This is a genomic window from Hydrosulfovibrio ferrireducens (genome assembly GCF_046883345.1).
Classification (GTDB): Bacteria; Desulfobacterota; Desulfobulbia; order Desulfobulbales; family Desulfurivibrionaceae; genus Thiovibrio; species Thiovibrio ferrireducens.
This window is the reverse complement of the sequence record NZ_JALKCW010000025.1, coordinates 400,433-423,060: the sequence shown is the minus strand read 5'-3', so window position 1 is coordinate 423,060 and position 22,628 is coordinate 400,433. Positions and strand designations below refer to the sequence as shown.

At 57.1% G+C, this 22,628-nt stretch carries 23 protein-coding genes and 2 tRNA genes; 2 read left to right on the top strand and 23 right to left on the bottom strand.

What is annotated here, in order from left to right; translation table 11 throughout:
- Position 1 precedes the first annotated feature (1 nt).
- The 23 genes from MWR57_RS14130 to MWR57_RS14020 all read right to left on the bottom strand — a co-directional run bounded on the left by MWR57_RS14130 (position 2) and on the right by MWR57_RS14020 (position 20,417).
- Positions 2-976, bottom strand: coding sequence for a DHH family phosphoesterase (locus tag MWR57_RS14130; protein ID WP_423125465.1), 975 nt, complete (start codon positions 974-976; stop codon positions 2-4).
- Positions 960-1,373, bottom strand: coding sequence for a 30S ribosome-binding factor RbfA (gene rbfA, locus MWR57_RS14125; protein ID WP_423125464.1), 414 nt, complete (start codon positions 1,371-1,373; stop codon positions 960-962). The genes MWR57_RS14130 and rbfA overlap by 17 nt, the downstream gene beginning before the upstream one ends.
- Positions 1,373-4,093 carry a translation initiation factor IF-2 gene (infB, locus tag MWR57_RS14120; protein WP_423125463.1) on the bottom strand — a complete coding sequence of 907 codons (2,721 nt, stop codon included), beginning with the start codon at positions 4,091-4,093 and terminating at the stop codon, positions 1,373-1,375. The genes rbfA and infB overlap by 1 nt, the downstream gene beginning before the upstream one ends.
- On the bottom strand, positions 4,090-4,374 hold the full coding sequence (locus tag MWR57_RS14115) for a YlxR family protein (RefSeq protein ID WP_423125462.1): 285 nt from the start codon (positions 4,372-4,374) through the stop codon (positions 4,090-4,092). The genes infB and MWR57_RS14115 overlap by 4 nt, the downstream gene beginning before the upstream one ends.
- A 10-nt stretch (positions 4,375-4,384) precedes the next feature.
- Positions 4,385-5,674: a transcription termination factor NusA gene (nusA, locus tag MWR57_RS14110; protein ID WP_423125461.1), complete on the bottom strand. Its 1,290-nt coding sequence runs from the start codon at positions 5,672-5,674 to the stop codon at positions 4,385-4,387.
- A gap of 91 nt (positions 5,675-5,765) precedes the next feature.
- On the bottom strand, positions 5,766-6,239 hold the full coding sequence (locus MWR57_RS14105; RefSeq protein WP_423125460.1) for a ribosome maturation factor RimP: 474 nt from the start codon (positions 6,237-6,239) through the stop codon (positions 5,766-5,768).
- Positions 6,240-6,415: 176 nt separating this feature from the next.
- Positions 6,416-6,490 (bottom strand) — tRNA-Gly (locus MWR57_RS14100).
- A gap of 103 nt (positions 6,491-6,593) precedes the next feature.
- A complete protein-coding gene (locus tag MWR57_RS14095) occupies positions 6,594-8,015 on the bottom strand; it encodes an NADH-quinone oxidoreductase subunit N (RefSeq protein ID WP_423125459.1) in 1,422 nt (473 codons plus the stop codon).
- A gap of 144 nt (positions 8,016-8,159) precedes the next feature.
- Complete coding sequence (locus tag MWR57_RS14090) at positions 8,160-9,683, bottom strand: NADH-quinone oxidoreductase subunit M (RefSeq protein ID WP_423125458.1); 1,524 nt, start codon at positions 9,681-9,683, stop codon at positions 8,160-8,162.
- 124 nt (positions 9,684-9,807) lie between these two features.
- Positions 9,808-11,604, bottom strand: coding sequence for a Na(+)/H(+) antiporter subunit D (locus MWR57_RS14085; protein ID WP_423125457.1), 1,797 nt, complete (start codon positions 11,602-11,604; stop codon positions 9,808-9,810).
- Positions 11,594-11,845, bottom strand: a complete 252-nt coding sequence (locus MWR57_RS14080; RefSeq protein WP_423125456.1) for a hypothetical protein — start codon at positions 11,843-11,845, stop codon at positions 11,594-11,596. The genes MWR57_RS14085 and MWR57_RS14080 overlap by 11 nt, the downstream gene beginning before the upstream one ends.
- Entirely contained in the window at positions 11,842-13,347 is a 1,506-nt protein-coding gene (locus tag MWR57_RS14075; RefSeq protein WP_423125455.1) for a monovalent cation/H+ antiporter subunit D family protein, read from the bottom strand. Before MWR57_RS14075 ends, MWR57_RS14080 begins: the two co-directional genes overlap by 4 nt.
- Before the next feature lie 20 nt (positions 13,348-13,367).
- A complete protein-coding gene (gene nuoK / locus MWR57_RS14070) occupies positions 13,368-13,694 on the bottom strand; it encodes an NADH-quinone oxidoreductase subunit NuoK (protein WP_423125454.1) in 327 nt (108 codons plus the stop codon).
- Positions 13,694-14,218 (bottom strand): NADH-quinone oxidoreductase subunit J family protein, encoded by a 525-nt coding sequence (locus MWR57_RS14065; RefSeq protein WP_423125453.1) that lies wholly within the window; start codon positions 14,216-14,218, stop codon positions 13,694-13,696. Before MWR57_RS14065 ends, nuoK begins: the two co-directional genes overlap by 1 nt.
- Positions 14,218-14,658: a NuoI/complex I 23 kDa subunit family protein gene (locus MWR57_RS14060; RefSeq protein ID WP_423125452.1), complete on the bottom strand. Its 441-nt coding sequence runs from the start codon at positions 14,656-14,658 to the stop codon at positions 14,218-14,220. The genes MWR57_RS14065 and MWR57_RS14060 overlap by 1 nt, the downstream gene beginning before the upstream one ends.
- Before the next feature lie 2 nt (positions 14,659-14,660).
- Positions 14,661-15,653 carry an NADH-quinone oxidoreductase subunit NuoH gene (gene nuoH, locus MWR57_RS14055; RefSeq protein WP_423125451.1) on the bottom strand — a complete coding sequence of 331 codons (993 nt, stop codon included), beginning with the start codon at positions 15,651-15,653 and terminating at the stop codon, positions 14,661-14,663.
- A gap of 11 nt (positions 15,654-15,664) precedes the next feature.
- Positions 15,665-16,783 (bottom strand): NADH-quinone oxidoreductase subunit D, encoded by a 1,119-nt coding sequence (locus MWR57_RS14050; RefSeq protein WP_423125450.1) that lies wholly within the window; start codon positions 16,781-16,783, stop codon positions 15,665-15,667.
- Positions 16,780-17,352 (bottom strand): NADH-quinone oxidoreductase subunit C, encoded by a 573-nt coding sequence (locus MWR57_RS14045; protein ID WP_423125449.1) that lies wholly within the window; start codon positions 17,350-17,352, stop codon positions 16,780-16,782. The genes MWR57_RS14050 and MWR57_RS14045 overlap by 4 nt, the downstream gene beginning before the upstream one ends.
- Positions 17,353-17,354: 2 nt before the next feature.
- Entirely contained in the window at positions 17,355-17,852 is a 498-nt protein-coding gene (locus MWR57_RS14040; RefSeq protein ID WP_479723976.1) for an NADH-quinone oxidoreductase subunit B, read from the bottom strand.
- Entirely contained in the window at positions 17,822-18,244 is a 423-nt protein-coding gene (locus tag MWR57_RS14035; protein WP_423125448.1) for an NADH-quinone oxidoreductase subunit A, read from the bottom strand. The genes MWR57_RS14040 and MWR57_RS14035 overlap by 31 nt, the downstream gene beginning before the upstream one ends.
- Before the next feature lie 302 nt (positions 18,245-18,546).
- Positions 18,547-20,019, bottom strand: a complete 1,473-nt coding sequence (gene mpl / locus MWR57_RS14030; RefSeq protein WP_423125447.1) for a UDP-N-acetylmuramate:L-alanyl-gamma-D-glutamyl-meso-diaminopimelate ligase — start codon at positions 20,017-20,019, stop codon at positions 18,547-18,549.
- Entirely contained in the window at positions 20,016-20,195 is a 180-nt protein-coding gene (locus tag MWR57_RS14025) for a hypothetical protein (RefSeq protein ID WP_423125446.1), read from the bottom strand. The genes mpl and MWR57_RS14025 overlap by 4 nt, the downstream gene beginning before the upstream one ends.
- 146 nt (positions 20,196-20,341) lie before the next feature.
- A tRNA-Ala gene (locus MWR57_RS14020) sits at positions 20,342-20,417 on the bottom strand.
- 217 nt (positions 20,418-20,634) lie between these two features.
- On the opposite strand from MWR57_RS14020, the gene MWR57_RS14015 reads away from it, so the two are divergent.
- Both MWR57_RS14015 and mreC read left to right on the top strand, forming a co-directional pair.
- Positions 20,635-21,672 (top strand): rod shape-determining protein, encoded by a 1,038-nt coding sequence (locus MWR57_RS14015; protein WP_423125445.1) that lies wholly within the window; start codon positions 20,635-20,637, stop codon positions 21,670-21,672.
- 120 nt (positions 21,673-21,792) lie between these two features.
- Positions 21,793-22,626, top strand: a complete 834-nt coding sequence (gene mreC, locus MWR57_RS14010) for a rod shape-determining protein MreC (RefSeq protein WP_423125444.1) — start codon at positions 21,793-21,795, stop codon at positions 22,624-22,626.
- Positions 22,627-22,628 lie beyond the last annotated feature (2 nt).

The following is a 22,628-nucleotide window of genomic DNA, read 5'->3' as shown; positions in this document are numbered from 1 at the left end:
CTTAACGCGTTACCAGGGGCAACAACTCGGCCAGCAGTTTTTCCCGCACCTCGCCAATGCTGGTGTCCCGCAGCTTGCACCCGGCCGCATTACGATGCCCGCCGCCACCAAAGGCGGCGGCAATCTGCGCCACATCGTGATCCTTGCCCTTGGAACGCAAACTTACCGAAACCAAGCCCTTCTCCGTTTCTTTCAAAAAGACCGCGACCTTGACGGTATTCAGGGAGCGAGGATAATTGATAAAGGTTTCCGCATCCGCCTGGGTGGTGCCGGTTCTGAGAAAGACTTCCCGCGGAGCCGCGATGATTGCCAGTTGGTCATCGGCATACAATTGCAGCGAATCAAGAACCAGCCGCATGAGGTTGAGGCGCTTGACCGTGAAATTATCAAACAGCTTGCCGGAAACCTCGGCCGGCTTTACCCCTTTGCGGAGAAGCTCGCCTGCGATACGAAAGGTTTCGGCACTGGTCGAGGAATATTTAAAGGAGCCGGTATCGGAAACAATGGCTGCATACAGGCAATAGGCGGATTCGTAGCTGAGCTCGGCGCCCAGGGCCTCGGCCAGGTCATAGACCATCTCGCCGGTTGAGGCGCGATCCGGGGCAATCCAGCGAAGATCGCCAAACTCCTGATGGCCGACATGATGATCAACAACCACAAAGGGATGCACGGTCAGCAGGGAGTCCATGGCCGCGCCCAGCCTGTGGCAATCGCCACAGTCCAGGGCAATGGCGCAATCAAAGCCGTTCAGGGCAGGCAACAACGACTCGATCCCTGCGCTGCCCGGCAGAAACCGGTACAGATGGGAAACCTGCTCCTCGCCGTACAAAAAAACATTCTTTCCCAGGGAACGCAGGATATTGCCCATGGCGATCTGCGAGCCAAGGGCGTCGCCGTCCGGGTGGATATGGGTCGACACCAGGACATTCTTGGCCGCTTTCAGGGTACGAACAATCTCTTCACGGGGATGATCCATCTTCTTTCGCTATCTCCCTGAGCAGTTGTTCCATTTCCGCCTGCTTCTGGCCCGCGAGATCCAGCCGGAAATCAAGCACCGGCACATGCCGCAGCGCCAAAGCCTTGGCCAGGTTGCTTCTGATGAATCCCTTGCAGCTCTCCAGCCCCTTGGCAACATCCTTGGGCTCTTCGTTTCCCAGTATACTATACATAACCCGGGCATGTCCAAGATCATCGCTCACCTCCACCGAGGTGATGACAATATTGTACAACCGGGGATCGCTGATCTTGCGCACAAACAGGGAAGCAATCTCGGCCTTGATGGCATCCGCCACCCGGATTGGCCGCCTTTTCGGCTCGCTTCGCGCGAGGCCGGCAGGCAGGCCGAACCGTGATTTTGTTTTTCCGGCCGCCATTACAGCTCTCTTTCAACCTCTTTCAGAACAAAGAACTCAAGCACGTCGCCGATTCTGAGGTCGTTATAGTTGGCAACCCCGATACCGCACTCATATCCGCTCTGCACATCCTTGACATCATCCTTAAAGCGGCGCAGGGAGGCAAGCTGCCCGGTAAAAATCACCACGCCTTCGCGCAGGACCCGGACCTTGGCGTTGCGCTCGATCTTGCCGTCGGTCACATAACAACCGGCAATGGTGCCGACCTTGGGAACCTGATACGTTTCCCGGACCTCGGCCGCGCCGAGAACCTTTTCCTCGTACCGGGCATCAAGCAGACCGACCATGGCCTTCTTGATGTCATCCAGGGCATGATAGATTACGTCGTAGGTGCGGATATCCACCTTTTCATTTTTGGCGAGTTCCTGCACCTTGGCCGAGGGCCGGACATTAAAACCGATGATAAAGGCGTCCGATGCTGCGGAGAGCAAGACATCCGAGTCGGTTATGGTGCCGGTGCCGGCATGGAGGATCCTGACTTTGACCTCATCGGTTGCCAGATCCTCAATGGCTTTGCTGAAGGCCTCCAGGGTTCCCTGCACATCGGCGCGCAGGGCGACCCGCAACTCCTTGACGTTTCCTTCCTGCAATTTATCAAAGAGATTTTCCAGGGAAATCTTGGTGGTGGTGCCCAGCTCGGCTTCGCGGCTTTTGAGCTGCCGGTCGGCGCTCACGCTCCTGGCCCGTTTTTCATCGGGCAGAACGACAAATTCATCCCCAGCCCGCGGCACCCCGCTCAACCCCTGCACCTCGACGGGGATGGCCGGTCCGGCTTCCTTGACGCTTTCCCCGCGGTCGTTGGTCAAAGAACGCACCTTGCCGTAGAATATCCCGGCGACACAGGCATCGCCGACCCGCAGGGTTCCCTGCTCGATCAGAACCGTGGCCACGGGCCCGCGGCCTTTGTGGAGCTGGGCCTCGATCACATGCCCCTTGGCGCGCCGGTTGGGGTCTGCCTTGAGCTCAAGAATTTCCGCCTGCAGATGAATGCTTTCCAAAAGTTCGGGAATGCCTTGTCCGGTTTTGGCCGAGGTTTCGCAGAAGATGGTGTCGCCGCCCCATTCCTCGCTCACCAGATTCAGGTCGGCCAATTCCCTTTTCACCCGCATGGGATCGGCATCGGGCTTGTCGATTTTGTTGACGCACACCAGAATGGGAACCTTGGCCGCCCTGGCATGGTTCACCGCCTCGCGGGTCTGGTCCATGACTCCGTCATCCGCGGCAACAACCAAGACAACGACATCCGTCACCTGGGCGCCACGGGAACGCATTTCCGTGAAAGCCGCATGGCCCGGAGTATCAAGAAAGACCACATCCCCCTGCGGCGACCGCACATAATGCGCGCCGATATGCTGGGTAATGCCACCGGCCTCGCCGGCAGCCACGTCTGTTTTTCGGATGGCGTCCAGCACCGAGGTCTTGCCATGGTCAACATGCCCCATGACCGTGACCACCGGCGGCCTGGGAAGCATCTCCCCGCCGCCTTCCTGTTCTTCCAGATTAAGAATGGTCTGCTCCTCGGTAACCCCCTGCTCCACCTCGTAACCGAAGTCCGAGGCTACCAGGGTCGCGGTCTCAACATCAAGGGCCTGATTGATGGTGGCCATAACCCCCATGCCCAGCAATTTGGCAATGAGCTCGCCGACCTTGAGGCCCATGCGGTGGGCAAGATCACCAACCGTAATGGTTTCCAGCACCTTGATCCGCTTCTTGATCGCCTTTGTTTCCGCGACTTGCAAGGAAGCGCCCTGGCGCTTGCCTTTCTTGCCGCCGCTCCGCACCGAGCGTCCGACCCGCAAACCAGCGGGAATTTTTCCGCCAAGCGCATCGTCAACATCCTCGATATCGATATCTGCCTGCCGCTGCGTGCGGACCGGAGCTTTTTTCGTCCGGTCATGCTCGGCGGTCTCGGTGGTAAACTTCACAAACCGCTTACCCTTCTTCCCCTTGAGGGCATCGCCCTTGTCTCCCTCATCCTTGGCCGCTGGAAGCTGGGCAACAACGGGTTTTCCTTTCACCGGCTCAGGCCTTTTCGCCGGTCTGGGCGTAAAGGTACGGGCAGGGGCGGAGGGCGCAATGACAATGGCAGCCCTTTTAATCACTCGGGCGAACCCCTTGCGATGATTCTCATCCACCACGGGCTCAGCCGCTTCCAATTCTTCCTCAACCACCTCCGCTCCGGAGATTTCTTCCTCTTCGATGGGCTCGGCCGAGACAGCCTCGGCTTCTTCTTCCGCCGACGGCGCAGCCAATTCAGGCTCCTCATCCTCGCCCCTCGGCTCGGACGGCATGGTCACTTCGGCAACCTCGCCCCGTGCGGCTTCTTCGTCGCTTTCCGCGAGTGTTTCCATGGCCCGGGTCGGCACAGCCTCTTCGGCCTCTTCCTGGGAAACGGCTGGCACCCTTGGCCTGACAGGGGCTTCCTCCGCCGGCGGCACTTCAACCGGCACGGTCTTGGTTCTTCTGCGGATAATGGTCGTTCGCCCGGCGCCCTGAATTCTTTTTTCTTCCGTCCGAGTCTGGCCTATCCCGAGTCTTTGCCGGATATCCTGTGCGGTTTCGTCATCCAGAGTGGAACTGTGGGATTTAATGGCATAGCCCATCTCAATGAGGGCTGCCACCAAGTCCTTGTTTTCCATTTCCGCTTCCTTAGCTAACTCGTAAACCCTGATTTTTGTCATTGCTCACTCCCGAAGAGGTCTTGCACCCCTTCGTCAAATCCCAGCACTTGTTGGCGAAACGCTCTGGATAATCCTTTTTTGTTTTTAAAAAATTTCCGCAGACAACCGTCATCCTGACAACAATAAGCATGACGCCCATCATGCTTCCCGCGAAAATCCTTCAATACACGACCGCTATTGTCCACGGCAAAGCGCCACATCTCCGGCTGCGCTTTCCTCTGGCGGCACCCCAGACATGTCCGGATCGGCGCCCTGCCTCTCCCCCCGGGAACGGTGGTCATCCACAATGACCTATTTCTCTTCATCCCCGGTTGAGGCAGACTCTGAATCGTCCTGCCCCTGGGCGGTGTTGACTTTTTGCGCGGAGGCGATCAAACGGGCAACCCTGTTTTCATCAAGGGATTCCAGTTCGGCAAGCACCGTTGCAACCTCAGCCTGGGCCAACTCCTGGGCCGAATTAAAGCCCGCGTCATAGAGCGCTTCCGCGGTCTTTTCGTCCATTCCCTGCACATCGAGAAGCGATTGGAAGCCTTCTTCGCTGAATTTAGCATATTTCTGCTCGCTCTTCACATCAATCCGCCAGCCGAGAAGAGCACCGGCCAAGCGCACATTCTGTCCCTGCCTGCCGATGGCCAGGGAAAGCTGGTCATCGGGCACAACCACCAGCAAGGTTTTCTTCTCCTCGTCCACCACCACCAGGGAAACCTGGGCCGGGGACAAGGCATTGGAAACATAACGGGCCGGATCCGGACTCCAGGGCACGATATCGATCTTTTCTCCCTGCAACTCCTGAACCACGTTCTGGACCCGGGACCCCTTCATCCCGACACAGGCGCCAACCGGATCGACATCCGACTCGGAGGAACTCACCGCAATCTTGGCGCGGGCGCCAGGCTCGCGGCTTACCCCCATGATCTTCACGATTCCTTCGGCAATCTCCGGAACCTCCATGGCAAACAGTTTGGTAAGGAACTCGTCATTGGTCCGGCTCAGGACCAACTGGGGATCCCTGCTGCTCTGGCGGACATCAAGAAGCAGGGCCCGGATCCGATCCCCCTGGCGGTACGACTTGCGGGGCATCTGCTCCTTGGTGGGCAGGATGGCGTCGGTTCGTCCGAGATTGACGATGATATTGCCCCGCTCGAAGCGCTGCACGATGCCGTTGACCACCTCGCCCTTGCGCTCCTTGTACATTTCGTAAATAACATTGCACTCAGCGTCCTTCATCTTCTGGATGATCACCTGCTTGGCGGACTGCGCTGCAATCCGGCCAAGATCAGCGACGCTGTCCATCTTGCTGCCAAGCTCATCGCCGAGCTGCACTTCCGGGTCAAGAGCCAAGGCCTCGGTCAGGGAAATTTCCGTCTGCTCATCCTCGACCGCAGGAACAACATTGCGGAACTGGAAAAGTTCAACCTCACCGATCTCATCATTATAACGGGCTTCAAGCTCCCGTCGCTGCCCGAACTTCTTCTTGGCCGCGGACATTACCGCTTCCTCGATGGCGTCAACCAGCAACTGACGATCAATCCCCTTGTCTCTACTTATCTGATCAATAATTCGTTTCAAATCTGACAGCATTGTTCTCTCCTGTCTCTCTTTCGGCGATTACGCCCAGGCATCAGCCACCGAAAACGGTGCTCTCGCCATGATCAACACCGGCCATGCGGTTTTAAAACTCAATAACCAGACGGGCCTTTTTCATCCGGATAAACGGAATTTCTATTATACCATGATCGACACGCAGGGTTACCGACTCCTGGGTCGCATCTTCAATCAGGCCAATCCATTGGTTCTGGCCGTCGATGGGCTCCCTGACAACCACCTTGGCCTTTTTTCCCTTGCAGCGCAAAAAATCTCTCATGCTCTTCAACGGTCGATCAAGGCCGGGCGAAGAAACCTCAAGGCTGTATGCCTGCTCAATGGGGTCTTCCACCTCGAGAAGATGGGCGACCTCGCGGCTGATCCTGGCGCAGTCGTCGATGGAGACGCCATTTTCATGATCGATGACAAGACGGAGAACCCAACCGGGTGCCTCGCGCCTGAACTGCAGTTCGACCAGTTCACAGCCCAAATCTTCGACCACCGGCCCGGCAAGCTCCAGCAAACGGCGAACCAGGGGTGATTCTATCGCCTCTTCTTCCATGGCACAGTATACCAATAAAAAAAGCGGGCCTGAGCCCACTTTCAAAAAATAACCGAATCGGAATGACCGGTTCTTACAATACGAGAAACACCGCCACGTCAGGACGGGGACCCATGCCCCCAAGAAAACATTGCGTCTTCTTTCCAGTCGGAGGGCCAGAGTCGCCGGCACTTAACTGGAGCGGGAAACGGGATTCGAACCCGCGACCTTCAGCTTGGGAAGCTGACACTCTACCACTGAGTTATTCCCGCCGGCCCGAATAATTCTGCAGATTATACAGTTATTTTACCACTTGTCAAGAGTCTCCCCGGGCACAGGCGGAAACTCCACGGATGAGAGGCCTCTGCTTGAGACCTAGAGGATGGCGCGAACAGCCTCGGTGGCCAATTCGAGAAGTTGATCGGGAAGAAGCCCCATGGCGATGATGACCAGGACCAGGGCAACACTTACCATCTTGGATACCCCGCCGACCAATACGGCGGGACGATCTTCCGGACTGGCTGAGTAGGTCACCCGAACCACGGAGAGATAATAATAGATGGAGATGGCGGTATTGATGGCCGCCAGGATGACCAAGGGAAGATGCCCGGCCTTGTACGCCCCGGTCAGCAGCATGAACTTGCCCATGAACCCGACAAACGGCGGAATTCCGGCCATGGCAAACATGCTGACCGCCAGAGTCAGGGCCAGCAAGGGGGCGCGCTTGTGCAACCCGCTCAGGTCATCAACCGCAAGGTTCTCGCCGTGCTCGGACACCTTGCAGATAACCAGAAAGGCGGCAAGGTTCATCACCAGATAGCCGGCGATATAATACAGCGAGGCGGCATAGCCGACCTCCTGCATGGTGACGAGACCCAACAAGACGTACCCGGCATGGGCTATGCCCGAGAAGCCGAGCATCCTTTTCATGTCGGTTTGCACCAGGGCGACCAGGTTGCCGTAAAACATCGAACAGACCGAAAGGATGATGAGCATGGTAACAATAGCTTGGCCTTCCGGGGTGGCCAGTGCGGTAAGACGGATGAGCATGGCCACGGCCGCAACCTTGGGAACCGAGGCGATGAACGCGGTTGTTTCGTTGGAAGCCCCCTGATAGACATCCGGAACCCAGGAGTGGAAGGGGAATACCGCCAACTTGAAAAAGAAGCCGCCCAGAACCATGGCGATGGCGATGAGGGCTGCGGGGCTGCCCATCATCTGGTGGAGCCTCGGCAGCAGGTCGACAAGGTAGGTCGTGCCGGTGAGACCAAAGAGATAGCTCATACCAAACAGCATCACCCCGGTGGCGACCACCCCGAAAAGGATGTACTTGATGGCGGACTCCATTTGCATCCGCACTCCCGTCCGGTCATCGCGCATGGGCACCAGAAGGTAGAGGGAGTAGGAAGAGAGCTCCAAGGCGATGAACATGGTGAGCAGCTCCACGCTGCTTACCAGCATGAGGAGGCCGAGGGTGCTCAAGGTCAGGAACAGATAATATTCGGGGCGGATCTCGTCATCAACGCCCTTGAGCTCCGTGCTGAACAGCAGAACAACCGCAAACCCCAAGGCAATAACGAGCTTGATGAGCTGCGAGAAGAAATCAATCCGGTACGCCTCAAAAAAAAGTGTGCCCTCCTGACGCAGACAGGCAAAACAGACAAGCACACTGCCAAGCGCCAGAGTCAGCGTCACGGCGCGAGCCGTCTTGCCGCCGACCTTGCCGGTGCTGAGCAGAAAAAGGACCAGACTCCCCAAGAGAAGAAATAATTCTGGAGCAAACAGCATGAGCTTCATTTTGTATCCTTTGCGTAAGCCGTTGTTCAAAAATAACTACAACGTTTAATGCCGCGACCTGCATACAGAGCGGTAACGAAATGGTCGCTGTATTGGTTATTTCGCAACCGCTCCTAAGTTCCTTAAATCCTTGAGAAAATTCCGCTACGGAATCATCAGCTTTGCGACAGAAACAGCACCGTCCGAGGCAAACCCCACCTGCTCGATGAGGTGGGTAACGCTCACATGCATCACCCTCAGGAAAGGCTCGGGCGACAGACCAATCCAGAAAACGAAGAAGAGCAAGGGCGCCAGGGTTACAATTTCCCGGACATTGAGATCCAAGATCCCGGAATGATCCGGATTCACAGGCCTGCCCCACGCCACCCTCTGGAGCATGCGGAACATGTAAGCGGCAGCCAACACCGCCCCCGGAATGGCGAAGGCTGTCACGATCTTATTGTTGGCAAAACCGCCAACCAGGATCATAAACTCCCCGACAAAACTGTTGGTTCCGGGGAAGGCAAGGGAAGACAGCGAGAAAAAAGCAAGAAAGCTCACATACACCGGCATGTATTTGCCGAGACCAGCCGCAGCGTCCAGCTCCCGGCTATGGGTACGCTCGTAAATCATGCCCACGCAGAAAAAGAGGGCGCCGGTGGTGATACCGTGATTGATCATCTGCAAAAGCGCCCCCTCGATGCCCTGCTGGTTGAGCACAAAGATACCAAGGGTGACAAAGCCCATATGCCCGACGCTGGAATAGGCAATCAGCTTCTTCATGTCCTGCTGGGCCAGGGCGGTGAAGCCGCCATACAGAATACCAACCACCGAAAGCCAGAGAATGTAGGGGATGAACAGTATGGTGGCTTCCGGGGTGATGGGCAGACAAAAGCGCAAGAAGCCGTAGGTGCCCATTTTCAACAGGATCGAGGCCAGAATAACACTGCCGGCGGTGGGCGCCTCGACATGGGCGGCGGGCAGCCAGGTATGGAAGGGGAACATCGGCACCTTGATGGCAAAAGCCAGGAAAAAGGCGAGGAAAACCACAATCTGAAAGGTGGTGGAATAATCCTGTCCCATCAGGGCGGGAATACTGAAAGTGCCTTGGTCAAGATAGAGGCCGATGATGGCAACAAGCAACAGGACCGAGCCCGCCAGGGTGTAGAGGAAAAATTTGGTCGAAGCATACACCTTGCGCGGTCCGCCCCAAACCGCGATCAACAGGTACATGGGGATGAGCATCGCTTCCCACAACAGGTAAAAGAGAATGAAATCAAGGGCCATGAACACGCCGAGCATGGAGGTTTCCATGAGCAGCAGACAGATCATGAATTCCTTGACCCGCTTGTCGATATAGCGCCAGGATCCGAGCACGCACAGGGGCATGATCAGGGTGGTCAGCAGAACCAGCAGCAGGGAAATGCCGTCGATGCCCAGGGTATAGTTGATATTCAGGGCGGAGATCCAGGAGGCGTGTTCGCCAAACTGATATTTCGCGGTGGTCGCATCAAAATTCCAGTAGAGAGGCAGGGAGACCAGCGCCGTGACCACGGTCACCAGCATCGTCCAATTCTTGGCCGCTGTATCCCCGGGAATACATAACAAAATCAGGGCGCCGACCAAGGGCAGAAAGATCAGGGCGCTCAGAATGGGAAACCCCATCGCATTCATTATCAAAAAGTCCATTCCCACTATCCTCAGTAATAAAAATTAGGAGCCGTTACGAAATACGCTATGCTCGGGGGCCCCTTTCTTTACGGGTCCTTATGCCGAATGGGCCATCAAATCATCGTGCCACAGCGACGACGGCTTAGGCAAATACGTACAGGACCAGAGCAACTGCAACAAAGGATACCGCATAAAAAATATTGTACTGCAACTGGCCGCTCTGCAGCCGCCGCACCAGGCCGCCGATGTTGCGCACCGTTTTTGCCAGGCCGTCGACCACACCGTCAATGGCGTGCCAGTCAAACCAGGACCAGAACTTGGCCGTGGTCATCAACGGCATCAATCCGATGTAACGATACCCCTCGCTGACACAACTGTCTGCCCACTGGATGGGTCTTTTCGCCAGCCAAAGAAATCCGCGGCCGCCCATGCGATAGAACCAGTCCAGATCGATGCTGATCTTGGGCTCCGGCGCCAGCTTCTTGATGAGCAAAAAGAAGCCCACGGCGGTAAAGAGGAGAATCTGCAAGGTCTCCGACAAATGATACGCGGTGTACGGATGATAGCCCGCGGCAATCTGCGGATACGGCAGCATGTTATAGAGATACGGGGTGTAGCTGCCGATCAGGATGCAGAGGAAAGCGGCAATACCCATGCCGAGCTGCATGTTCCATGGCGGATCCGCGGCCTTGTCCCAGGTTTCCTTGCTGCAGTTGTTTTTGCCGAACCAGATGAAATAGGGCACCTTAAGACCGGTGTGGAGAAAGGTGCCGGCCGAGGCCAGGGTCAGCAGGAAGGCGGCCCAGTAGTTGTGGACCTCAAAGCCTGCAGCCACGATCATCGCCTTGCTGACAAAGCCGGAAAAGAGCGGAAAGGCGGAGATGGACAGCCCTCCGATCATGGTAAAAACAAAGGCCATGGGCATTTTTTTGTACAGGCCGCCCAGTTCTGAGAACTTGCTCTTGCCGGTCATATGCAGCACCGACCCGCAGCCCATGAACAGCAAACCCTTGTAGAGGATATGGGCAAAGGCGTGGGCGCAGGCGCCGTTGATGGCTAGCTCGGTGCCGATGCCCACCCCTGCCACCATGTAGCCGACCTGGCTGATGATGTGGTAGGCCAGCAGTCGCCGGGCATCGTTTTCAAGCACCGCGTAGACAACACCGTAGAGGGCCATGCACACCCCCAGCGGCACCAAAATCTCCATGCCAGCAAAGGCGCGGGCCAGGGCATAAACCGCGGTTTTCGTGGTGAAGGCGCACATGAAAACCGCGCCGGTAACGGTCGCTTCCCCGTAGGCGTCAGGCAGCCAAGCATGGAACGGCGGCACTGCGGCATTCAGGAGAAAACCGATCATGATCAGGTAGGTGGAAAGGCTCGGGCTGCCCACGCCGATGGGGCCGAAGGAGAGGTCGCCGCCGGTGGCCTGGTAACGAAGAATCAACCCGGCCAGCAGGGCGAGGCCGCCCGCGGTATGCACCAGCAGATAGCGGTAGCCCACGGCCAGGGATTCGGGCCGCCTGCGGAACCAGACGAGAAAGACCGAAGCAAAGGCCATCAGCTCCCAGAAGAGGAAGAGCACCAGATAATCGGCGCAGAAGATAACCCCTAATGAGCCTGCCACATAGAGCCACGCCGCGACATGCTGGAAATCATCCTCCACATGCAGCCCGTAGATGGTGCCGATGATGCACATTAGGGTCATGATGTAGGCAAAAACCATGCTCAACCCATCCACCCGGCCAAAGGTGAGGTACCAGTCGAGAAAACGGACCACCCCGAAGGTGCCGTGCTGTCCCTGCATGGAGAGCACATCCAGAAAGGCCAGGGTCGGAACAATGACCAGATAGGGCCGCTTCAGCCATTTGGGCAAAAACGGCAGGATAAAGGCGCCAACAATGAGTATCAGGGCTGGATGCAGCCAGAAATCAGTTATCATAGTAATCCTCACGGGTCATGATCCCCAGGTGGCCGTACCACTTGGAAACAATGATGATCACCACACAGGCGATAAAGCCGAAAGCCGCCCAGAAACCCGGGATCCGCTCAGCCGCGGTATGGGCATGTTCCTTGGAAACAAAGACAACGTCCCAAGCCACCAGAAGCGCCAGCCCGACATAGGACAGGCGGATGACCAGTTGCAACCGGTCACGCAGAAAATCAATCAGTTTCACTATCATCCCGTCACCGCCTTGACAAAGTTCATCATAAAATCAGGGTAGATGCCGATGACCACCGAGATGATCGCGGCAATCATGATGGGCACCACCATGGCCAGAGGCGCCTCCTTAACCCCTTCGTAAACTTCGCCTTCCGGCCGTTTACCGAAGAAAGCCCGATAGGTCACCGGCGCGAAATAGGCCACGTTCAGCAGGGTGGAGGCCAGCAGTACCAGCAAAATGCCGATATAGTGGGACTCCATTTCCATGGTCCCGACCAGGAGTTTCCATTTGGTGACAAACCCGGCAACCGGCGGCGCGCCGATCATGCTGAGCGAGGCGATGCCGAAGGCGGCAAAGGTGAAGGGCATGGTCCGGCCCAGGCCGCTCATCTCGGAGATGCATTTCTTGTGGGTTGCCACATAGATGGCGCCGGCGCAGAAAAACAGGGTGATCTTGGAAAAGGCATGGTTGGCGATATGCACCAGCCCGCCCTGAATGCCGCTGGGGGTAAGGAGAGCCACGCCGAGGATAATGTAGGAGAGCTGACTCACCGTGGAATAGGCGAGCCGGGCCTTGAGGTTATCCTTGGACAGGGCGATGATCGAGGCCACCAGGATGGTGAAGGAAACAAAATAAGCGGTGGGGATACCAAGATTCAACCCATGCATCACATCGGTGCCAAAGACATAGAGCATGACCCTGGTGGTGCAGAACACGCCGACCTTGACCACGGCCACGGCATGCAACAAAGCGGAAACCGGGGTCGGGGCCACCATGGCGCCGGGAAGCCAGTTGTGGAAAGGCATGATGCCGTTCTTGGCGAAACCCAGGAGACAGAAGACATAAAGCATGGTCACCAGGGCGCCGTGAGCATCAACGGTGCCGCCGGAGAAGATGCCGGTGCGGATGTTGTCGGCAAAATCAAGGGTGCCGGTGAGCACATAGATGAGGATCATGGCAGGCAGCACCAAACCCTTGGCCGTGGTGGTCAGATAGACGATGTACTTCTTGGCTCCCTCGTAGCCCTCTTCATCTTGATGATGGGCAACCAGCGGGTAGGTGCAGATGCTGACGATCTCGTAGAAGAGATAGAGGGTGAAAAGATTGTCGGAAAAAGCCACGCCGATGGCGCCGAACAGGGACAGGGCGAAACAGGCGTTGAACCGGGTCTGCGCATGCTCGTGCAACCCGCGCATATAGCCCAAGGAATAGAACACCGCCAGCATCCAGAGAAAGGAGGCGACCACGGCGAAGATCATGGAAAAGGCGTCTACCCGCAGGGTGACGGAAACGCCAGGCAGTATCCGGAACAACTGATAGACGATGGTCTTGCCCTCGCCCAGGGGCGCCGGGGCAACGGTGGTGATCATCGAGGCGATGATGCCGAACATCGTCACCGCCGCGATAAAGGACCACGACTCCCTGATATTGGGCTTGCGACCGGACATCATCACGAGAACAGCCCCGGCCAGGGCCGTCAGTATGGCGAGCAGCGGTTTTACGGAAACAATTGTATCCATGTCCCTTATTCCTTTCCTCTCTAACCTTGCAGATCCACGACATCTTCGGTGTCGATGGATTTGTAGTTCCGATAGACGGCGATGATTATGCTCAGGGCAATGGCGCACTCGGCAGCGGCAATGGCCATGATGAACAGAGTAAAGACCTGCCCCACCGTGGGATCAGGGGCCAAAAAACGGTTAAAGGCCATGAAGTTGAGGGACGCTCCGCTTAAGATCAATTCCGCGGAGATCAACATGCCGATAAAGGTCTGGCGCTGGACCAGGCCGTAAAAGCCGATGCCGAAAAGCAGGGCGCCGATCACCAGATAGGTGTGCAGGCTGTTGCTGAGCACAAGAATTTCCATTACTTATCCCTCCCCTGCCGGGCCAAAACCAGCGAGCCTATCACCGCCACCAATAAGACAACGGAAATCAGCTCGAAGCTCATGCTGTATGTGGTGAGCAACGACTGGCCAAGGTCCTCAACCGTGCCGCGATTGACCAGGCAAGGAGCGGCAAGCCATTCCGTTTTCAGGGCCAGCCCAGCCAAGGCAAAGACCAAAATTCCGCTGGCCAGGATAGCCAGGGGGCCGACCAGCCCGTTGCGCTGGGTGAGCTGTTTGAGCTCGGACGATCCGGCCAGCATCACGGCAAAGATGATGGTGACACAAACCGCGCCAACATAGATCAGGATCTGCATCAGGGCGACAAAGGGGCTGTTGAGATAGTAGTAGAGCCCGGCCACCCCAAGAAAGCAGAGGGCCAGCCCTGCCACGCTGCGGATCAGGCTGCGGGCGCTGGTGGCAATAACAGCCCCAGCCAGGGTCAGCCCGATAAAGCAGAAAAACAAGAGGCCGGAAAGGCCTTCAACCGAAAACAGGGACACCATCAGTTCTTTGCCTCCAAACGTTTTTTGAGATCAAAGATGTACGCTTCCTTTCTGACGCCAGCGAGGTTGTAATCCTTGGAAAAGGTGATTGCCGCGGTCGGACAGCTTTCGACACAGAGCCCGCACAGACTGCATTTGGTGAAATCCAGGGTGTACTCGGTCAACACCTTGCCCTTGACCCCTTCCCGTTTTTCGCCATTCACCGTGATGCAGTTCGAAGGACACGCCTTCTGGCACATGCCGCAGACAATGCACTTGGTCTCGCCGGTTTCCTCGTCCTTCACCAGCTCGATATGCCCCCGAAAGCGCGGGGTCATGGGCAAGGTCTGGTGCGGATACTGCACCGTCACCACCGGCTGGAAAAAATACCGGATGGTAATCCCCAGGCCGACAAACAGGCTCCAGGTCCCGCTGATAATCTCTCTGAGATAGTCGATCATGGTTAAAACACCTTCAACATGGCACTGGTAAGAATCAGGTTAACAAAGGAGATCGGGATCAAAATCTTCCAGGAAAGATTGAGCAGCCCGTAAAAGGTTGTGCGCGGATAGGTCCAACGGATCCAGATGACTGTGAAGATCAGGAAGTACATCTTGATCAGGAACCAGTGCACCCCGGGGAAAAGCCCGAAGGGACAATCCCAGCCGCCCAGGAAAAGGATGGTGGCCACACTGGCGCCGATGACGATGTTGGCATACTCGCCCATGAAAAAGACGCCGAAGCCCATGCCCGAGTACTCGGTAAAAGCGCCGGCCACCAGCTCGCTCTCCGCCTCGGCCATGTCGAAAGGCGCCCGGTTGGTCTCGGCCAGCATGCAGACAAAGAAGATCAAAAAAGCAATGGGCATCAGGGGGCTGGCGGAAAGGTTGAAAATATTCCAGTTCCAGAAGCCGCCCAACTGCAGCCCCACGATCTTACTGAGATTCATGGTGCCGCTGATCATCACCAGGGTCACCACCGTGACCAGCATGGGAATCTCGTAGGCCACGTTCTGGGAAACCACACGGGCCGCGGAGATAACCGCATACTTGTTGCGCGAGCCCCAAGCGCCCAGGAGAAGACCCAAGACGTTCACCGAGGCAAAGGCGAAGATGGCCAAGAGGCCGATGTCCAGATTCCGCGCCACCAGCGTATCGCTGAAGGGGATGGTGACAAAGCTCATGATCGCTGGGACCATGACCAGGATCGGAGCGATCTTGAACAGGACCGGATCAACCCCGGCCGGCACAATGAGCTGCTTGGTCATCAGCTTGATGCCGTCGACCAAAGGCTGGAGCAGGCCAAAGGGGCCGACCTCCTTGGGTCCGATCCTCCGCTGGATATGCGCGGCCTCTTTGCGCTCAAGCCAGACCAGGTAGGCGGCGTTCAGGGCGGCAAAGGCGATCACTCCGACGAGGAATGCCAGCAGCCGTATTATTTCAGGATCCACATACATAACGAAGCTCCTTACCTGTCTATCTCAGGGATGACCAAATCCAGGCTTCCCATCAAGGCAAGGGCGTCAGGCAGCAGCATGCCCTGACAGGCCTCGCCAAAAAGGCTCAAATTGGAAAAGGTTGGGGAACGCAGTTTCAAGCGGTACGGGGTGTTTGTCCCGTCGCTGACCACCCGCACGCCGAACGAACCGCGCGCCGTTTCCACGGCATGGTAATAATCGCCCTTGGCGGGCTTGAGGATCTTGGGAACCTTCTCCGCCATGACCGGGCCTTCGGGCAATTTATCCAGGGCCTGTTCGATAATGCGCAGACTCTGCTCAATCTCGTCCATCCGCACCATGTAGCGGGCCATGGAATCGCATTGCTCGTACACCGGCACATCGAAGTCGAATTCCGGGTAGATGGAATACGGCTCGTGCTTGCGCACATCAAAATTGATGCCGGAGCCGCGGCACACCGGGCCGGTTGCCCCGTATTTGCGGCACATCTCCGCGGAAATCGGTCCGACCTCCTGGAGCCGTTTCATCAGAATGATGTTCTTGGTGACCAGATTGTGGTACATGGGCATCCGCTCGCGCAACCGCTTGATAAAGGCCCTGGTCCCGGGAACAAAATTGTCGTCGATATCGTTGTACACCCCGCCGAAGCGGAAATAGCAATAGGTGAGGCGCGAACCGGTTACCGATTCCAGCAGGTCAAGGATATGTTCCCTGTCGTCAAAGGCATAGAGCAGCGGGGAAAACCCGCCCAGATCCAGGATAAAGGCGCCAAACCAGAGAAGATGGCTGGAAACCCGGTTCAACTCGGCGGTGATCACCCGCAGGTATTCGGCCCGCTCCGGCACCTCGATGCCAGCGGCCCGCTCCACCACGGAAACATAGCCGTGGTTGTAGGCCAGGGCATGGAGATAATCCATCCGTCCGGTGTTGGGCATAAACTGGGCCCAAGTCCGGTTTTCCCCCATCTTCTCGTGCATGCGATGGATGTAGCCCAGTACCGGCTCCGCCTCGGCGATGTACTCGCCGTCCATGGTCAGCTTGACCCGCAAAACCCCATGGGTGGCAGGATGCTGGGGCCCGAGGTTTAAGACAAATGTTTCTTTGGCTTCACTTTCGGCAAAGGCGCTCATGGGCGAAAATCCTTTAGCAAAGGATGATAATCAGCATCTTCCGGCAACAGCAACGGCACGAGATAGGGGTGGCCGACAAAGGTGATGCCGAAGAAATCATGGGTTTCCCGCTCATGCCAGTTGGCGCCGGGATAGATCTGCGAAATGGTGGGAACCTCGGGCTTGCTGCGGGGCACCCTGGTTCTGATCGTCACCCGGCAGAGCGCTTCGTAATGGTTGAAGTCGTACACCGCCTCCAGCGCGTCTTCGGGAAGCTCGCCCTGTTCGGCAACCGGCTCGGCAGGGGGGGCTTCCTCTCCCGCCGCGGCAGCAGCCTCGGCCTTGGCCTTGGCCGCTGCGGCAACTTTTGCCTCCGCTTCCTTGCGCAGGGCCGCCTGCTCGCCCAGCCAATCCACGCCGGTGACCGCCTCGATGAAAAATCCTTCCGCATCGAGCGCCGAGACCGCGGCGACAAGCTGCTCCGGGGCAACCTGCACGTCCAAGGCAAAACCCTTGCGTCCGTATTCCGTTTCGCTTACCGAACCGGCCCCGATGGCAGCCAGTTTCTGTTTGATCGCAGCACAATTCATGATCAGCCCACCTCCACTCTTGGCCATCTGCGGGAACCCGTCACCTTTTCCTCAAGCTCCAGAATCCCCTCGATCAAGGCCTCCGGCCGAGGCGGGCAGCCGGGGATAAAGACATCCACCGGAAAGAGCTTTTCGGCGCCCTCGACAATGCCGTACTGGCCTTCATACACAAAGGGGCCGCCGGAGATGGCGCAGTTGCCCATGGCGATGACCCATTTGGGCTCCGGCATCTGGTCGTAGAGGGTTTCCACGGCAGGGGCCATCTTCTTGCTGATGGTGCCGGCGACAATCATCACGTCGCACTGACGGGGGGAGGGCCGAAATACCTCGGCGCCGAACCGGGCCAGATCGAAGCGGGAGGCGCCGGTGGCCATCATCTCGATGGCGCAGCAGGCAAGGCCGAAGGTCATGGGCCAGAGAGAGTTGGCCCTTCCCAAGGCAAGCAGTTTGTCAAGCTGGGCAAACTGAACTATCGCTGGTTGTATATTTTGCGTTCCCACTTGAACACTCCCTTTTTCCAAGCATAGATGATTATCAGTGACAGGATTCCGACAAAGATCAGGATCTCGACAAAGGCCCGGAGGTCGCCGATATTAAGCCCGGCCTGTCCTGTTTGGTTGTATACAAGGGCCACCGGGAACAAAAAGAGGATATCCACGGCAAAGGCCACAAACATCAGGGCATAGAGGTAATAGACGATGCCGAAACGGATCCAGGCGTCGCCGATGGGCTCCATGCCGCACTCAATGAGTTGCTTTGTTTTTTCCTTGGTGTTTCTGGTGGAGCGGGGAGCCAGAAGGAGGGCAATGATGAACGGACCCACCGCAAAGCCCAGGCCACCCAAGAAAAAGGCCGCCACATAGAGAATATCAAGAGTTGCCTGCTGTTCCACGACTGTATGCTCCTTAGGTTGAAGCGCATTATACGAATAGCTTCCGACCTAAATAGCCCCATCAAAAATCGATGTCAAGCAAATACTGAATGGGTATTCAGAAAAAGCGCCCCCCAAAAAATCAGGGTTAAAAATCTAATTTTTTCCCATTTTTTCAAGAGGTTAAAAGCGCAAAACCCATCAGGTATTTTCCCTGCACTCAAGAAGAAAAACCCAAAGAATTTACCACAAATTCAATGCGTTACCCACGGTACAAGTACCGTGGCGGCAACTACCTAGACCGCTCTTTTTTTATCGTTTTTTTACATCGGTGCGGCGGTGGTTTGACCCAGCAACTCAAGAAGCCGTTGATGGATGTTATCAAACCCGCCATTGGACATGATGGCCACCACATCGCCCGGGCGGACGCTGCCATCAAGATAGGAGAGAACCTCTTCGGTAGTGGAGAAATACCCTGCGGCAAGCCCTCGGCTTGCCAAATCGTCAACCAACCGGCGGGAGGAAAACCGTTCGGCCTCAGGGATATTGGCAAGGGGTGCAGGCTCGCGCACCAGAACCTCTGCCGCGGCGTCAAAGGCGGAGGCGTAAGCCTCCTGAAAAACCTTGCGCCGGCTGGAGTTTGTCCGGGGCTCGAAGACAGCCACCAGACGGCGGCCAGCATAGGCGGCTGCCAGAGCCGCCAAGGTTTCCCGGACTGCGGTCGGATGATGGGCGAAATCGTCGATCACCGTCACCCCGCGCGCCACGCCGCGAACTTCCTGCCGCCGCCGTACCCCTTGAAATTTGCGCAGTCCCTGGGCAACTTCCTGTTGGGCAAATCCCAGGATATCCAGAACCGCTATCACCGCCAGGGCGTTCAAGGCATTATGCCGCCCGGGCAGCACGTTTTCGTAACCGCCGAAGGCAACACCGCGCCTGCTGACCTGGAAGGAGGTGGATTCCGGGCGGACCAGCAGATCCGTGACCCGCCAGTCGCAGCCCTCGGAACAGCCATAGCCCACCACCGAACATTTGGCTCCCTGGCACACCTCGCGGACAACCGGGTCATCCCAGCAGGCCACGAGAAACCCGTCCGCAGGCATGGCGGCGACGAGCTTGGCAAAGGAGGCCTTGATGGCGGCAAGATCGGCATAGATGTCCGCGTGGTCGAACTCGATGCTGGTCAGAATGGCGATCCGGGGACGGTAATGGAGAAACTTCGGACCCTTGTCGAAAAAAGCCGTGTCGTACTCATCGCCTTCGGCGACAAAATATCTCCCTTCCGACACATTGAAATTCCGGCCAAAAGCCTGCACCAGCCCGCCGATCATGAAACTCGGTTCCGCCCCGATCTCACGGAGCAGGCTGGCCAGCAGGGAGGAGGTCGTGGTCTTGCCATGGGTTCCGGCCACAACCAGAGAGGTCTTGTCGCGGATAAAGAAATGGCTCAGGGCCTGGGGAAAGGAGACATAGGGGATGCCGCGTTCGGCCAGGGCCAGGGCTTCCGGGTTTTCCCGCCGGATGACATTGCCGACCACCACCAGATCCGGGCGCGGCGCAAGATTGTCCGGGGAATAGCCGGACTGCACCGCAATACCCTGCCCGGCCAGAAAATCACTCATGGGGGGATAGACCTGCTGATCCGAGCCGGTCACGGTAAAACCGGCGCTTTTCAGCATGCCGGCTAGGGCGCCCACCCCGGTGCCGCAGATGCCCATGAGATGGATGTGCCGAATGTTTTCAGGAAAGCGGTTCAGGGCAGGATCGAGGCCCACGGAAGAAACGGACACGGTCACGACCGGACCGTGTCCCGCACCGACTGATAGATGGCGCGGAACATCTCGTCAAAATTGGACGGGGCAAGCCGGCCCACCTCAATGAATTTCACCACGATCTCCTTGGAAACCTTGAGAATGGCGTCCTCGGAAACAGGCTTCAGGGCAGGCTCGGGCGTTTTAACTGAATGACTCATAGGATTCCCGGAGAGAAAAGAACACCGAAGAGGGGGCAAGAAAAAACCTCTGCCAAACACGAAGAAGGCCAATTCTTAAGGCTGGCAGAGGCTGACCCGTTGAGAAAAACCGGACAGGCCCTCCCCAAAGGTGCGTTTGCAAAGAGTGGTGGAGCTAAGCGGGATCGAACCGCTGACCTCTTGAATGCCATTCAAGCGCTCTCCCAGCTGAGCTATAGCCCCACATGTTCTTGAAGCATCCGGCAACGACAACCCGCCGGACACGCTGGTTCAAATACCACCCCGGGGCATGGCATGTCAAGCGTTTTCTCCAGGAAAAGTCCTGCCATTTTTCTTGCCAAGCCCAGATGAGTCTGTTACAGTCTGGGAGATTTTCTTCTATAGTCATAACTCTCTGGAAATTAAAGGCATTCTAATAAAACGTAGAGGTAACCGCATTATGTTCTCGCCCTTTGATTCGCTGTTCGGATGGCTCTCCAACGATCTGGCCATTGACCTGGGGACTGCTAACACCCTGGTTTTCGTGAAAGGCAAGGGCATTGTCCTGCGGGAACCCTCGGTGGTCGCCATCCGCAAGGATGCGCGCACCAACAAGGTTCTGGCCGTGGGCAAAGAGGCAAAAATGATGCTGGGCCGCACCCCGGGCAATATCATCGCGGTCAGGCCGATCAAGGACGGCGTCATCGCCGATTTTGAAGTGACCGAGGCCATGCTGCGCTACTTCATTAATAAGGTCCACAATCGCCGCACCCTGGTGCATCCCCGCATCATTATCAGCGTTCCCTCCGGCATCACCCAGGTTGAAAAAAGGGCGGTCAAGGAATCCGCAGAATCGGCGGGCGCCCGCGAGGTGTATCTCATCGAAGAGCCGATGGCCGCGGCCATCGGCGCAGGTTTGCCCATCACCGAACCCACCGCCAACATGGTGGTCGATATCGGCGGCGGCACCACCGAGGTGGCGGTGATCTCCCTGGCCGGCATCGTCTATGCCAGCTCCCTGCGGGTGGCGGGCGACAAGATGGACGAGGCCATCCTCCATTACATCAAGCGCAAGCATAACCTGGCCATCGGCGAACACACCGCCGAGGTCATCAAAACAACCATCGGCGATGTCATGCCCGAGCCTCCCTACGACACCATGGAGGTCAAGGGCCGCGATCTTGTTTCCGGCGTACCGAAAACCCTGACCATTACCTCGGAGGAAATCCGCACCGCCATCACCGAGCAGGTTGACGCGATCATCGAGGCGGTCAAGATGGCCCTCGAACTGACCCCGCCGGAACTTTCCGCGGACATCGTCGACCAGGGCATTGTTCTCACCGGCGGCGGCGCCTTGCTCCGCAATCTTGACAAAAGGCTTTCCGAGGAAACCGGCTTGCCCATCATCATTGCGGAAGACCCCCTCTCCTCCGTGGTGCTCGGCTCAGGCAAAGCCCTGGAGAACATCGACATCCTCAAAGAGGTAATGACCACCTGAGCAAGAACGCGCAGGCCGTATTCTTGCTCGGTGTTAAGCAAAAAACCAAGGCGCACTTTCCTCTCTTTTCGGTATTCTCACGAGAAACATGGCGACATATAACTATTTGCAGAGTCTGTGATGAAGAAAAAAAACAAACGCGCCAGGCAGATCAGACTCTTTCTTTTTTTCGGCCTTCTTCTCGCCCTGTTCATTGTTCTCATTGTCTCCACGGTGGGCCGCCAGGAATTCAACGCTCCCCACAAACTAGCCCTTGAGGTCATCGGCACGGCCCAGTATGCCATGACCCGGATGACGGGAAGTTTCAAGAACGGCTGGCGGAATTATACCGCGCTGATCAACGTCCGGGAAGAAAATGCCCGGTTGCGGGAAGAGCTCCAGAAACACAAGGCCGTCAACAACGAATACCGGGAAGCCGTGGCAACCAATGTCCGGCTGGCAAAGCTCCTCGAAATGAAGGAAACTCTCCCGGCCCCCACCCTCACCGCCGAGATCATCGGGGTGGACCCTTCCCAGTGGTTCAAGACCATCATTATTGACCGGGGCAGCAGCGATGGCGTTCAAGCCGGCATGCCGGCCGTGACCGTCGAAGGCGTTGTGGGACAGGTCACGAACACCTCCCCCCATTTTGCCAAGATCTTGCTGGCAACCGACCCAAACAGCGCCCTTGACGGCCTGATCCAGGAAACCAGGGTTCAGGGAATCGTCAAAGGGGGCGGGGCCAACTTCCACATGGAATATGTCCTCAAAAACAGCGAAGTGGCCGAAGGCGACAGAATCGTCACCTCCGGGATCGGCGGAGTTTTCCCAAAGGGCGTGCCGATCGGCACCGTATCAAAGGTCGAAAGATCAGGCCGGGGGATGTTCCAGGAAATCGAGATCCAGCCTGCTGCGGATTTTTCCCAACTTGAATATCTTATTATTGTCATGAAAAAGGATCCGCTGGCCAAATAATG

Excerpts from the sequence above, each read along its gene's own strand:
- MWR57_RS14075 (WP_423125455.1), bottom strand. The coding sequence starts at position 13,347 with ATGGATACAATTGTTTCCGTAAAACCGCTGCTCGCCATACTGACGGCC.
- MWR57_RS14095 (WP_423125459.1), bottom strand. The coding sequence starts at position 8,015 with ATGAAGCTCATGCTGTTTGCTCCAGAATTATTTCTTCTCTTGGGGAGT.
- nuoK (WP_423125454.1), bottom strand. The coding sequence starts at position 13,694 with ATGGAAATTCTTGTGCTCAGCAACAGCCTGCACACCTATCTGGTGATC.
- MWR57_RS14080 (WP_423125456.1), bottom strand. The coding sequence starts at position 11,845 with ATGATAGTGAAACTGATTGATTTTCTGCGTGACCGGTTGCAACTGGTC.
- MWR57_RS14045 (WP_423125449.1), bottom strand. The coding sequence starts at position 17,352 with ATGAATTGTGCTGCGATCAAACAGAAACTGGCTGCCATCGGGGCCGGT.
- MWR57_RS14105 (WP_423125460.1), bottom strand. The coding sequence starts at position 6,239 with ATGGAAGAAGAGGCGATAGAATCACCCCTGGTTCGCCGTTTGCTGGAG.
- infB (WP_423125463.1), bottom strand. The coding sequence starts at position 4,093 with ATGACAAAAATCAGGGTTTACGAGTTAGCTAAGGAAGCGGAAATGGAA.
- rbfA (WP_423125464.1), bottom strand. The coding sequence starts at position 1,373 with ATGGCGGCCGGAAAAACAAAATCACGGTTCGGCCTGCCTGCCGGCCTC.
- MWR57_RS14115 (WP_423125462.1), bottom strand. The coding sequence starts at position 4,374 with ATGACCACCGTTCCCGGGGGGAGAGGCAGGGCGCCGATCCGGACATGT.
- nuoH (WP_423125451.1), bottom strand. The coding sequence starts at position 15,653 with ATGTATGTGGATCCTGAAATAATACGGCTGCTGGCATTCCTCGTCGGA.
- MWR57_RS14065 (WP_423125453.1), bottom strand. The coding sequence starts at position 14,218 with ATGGTGTCCCTGTTTTCGGTTGAAGGCCTTTCCGGCCTCTTGTTTTTC.
- MWR57_RS14090 (WP_423125458.1), bottom strand. The coding sequence starts at position 9,683 with ATGGACTTTTTGATAATGAATGCGATGGGGTTTCCCATTCTGAGCGCC.
- MWR57_RS14050 (WP_423125450.1), bottom strand. The coding sequence starts at position 16,783 with ATGAGCGCCTTTGCCGAAAGTGAAGCCAAAGAAACATTTGTCTTAAAC.
- mreC (WP_423125444.1), top strand. The coding sequence starts at position 21,793 with ATGAAGAAAAAAAACAAACGCGCCAGGCAGATCAGACTCTTTCTTTTT.
- MWR57_RS14130 (WP_423125465.1), bottom strand. The coding sequence starts at position 976 with ATGGATCATCCCCGTGAAGAGATTGTTCGTACCCTGAAAGCGGCCAAG.
- nusA (WP_423125461.1), bottom strand. The coding sequence starts at position 5,674 with ATGCTGTCAGATTTGAAACGAATTATTGATCAGATAAGTAGAGACAAG.
- MWR57_RS14015 (WP_423125445.1), top strand. The coding sequence starts at position 20,635 with ATGTTCTCGCCCTTTGATTCGCTGTTCGGATGGCTCTCCAACGATCTG.
- MWR57_RS14025 (WP_423125446.1), bottom strand. The coding sequence starts at position 20,195 with ATGAGTCATTCAGTTAAAACGCCCGAGCCTGCCCTGAAGCCTGTTTCC.
- MWR57_RS14085 (WP_423125457.1), bottom strand. The coding sequence starts at position 11,604 with ATGATAACTGATTTCTGGCTGCATCCAGCCCTGATACTCATTGTTGGC.
- MWR57_RS14060 (WP_423125452.1), bottom strand. The coding sequence starts at position 14,658 with ATGATCGACTATCTCAGAGAGATTATCAGCGGGACCTGGAGCCTGTTT.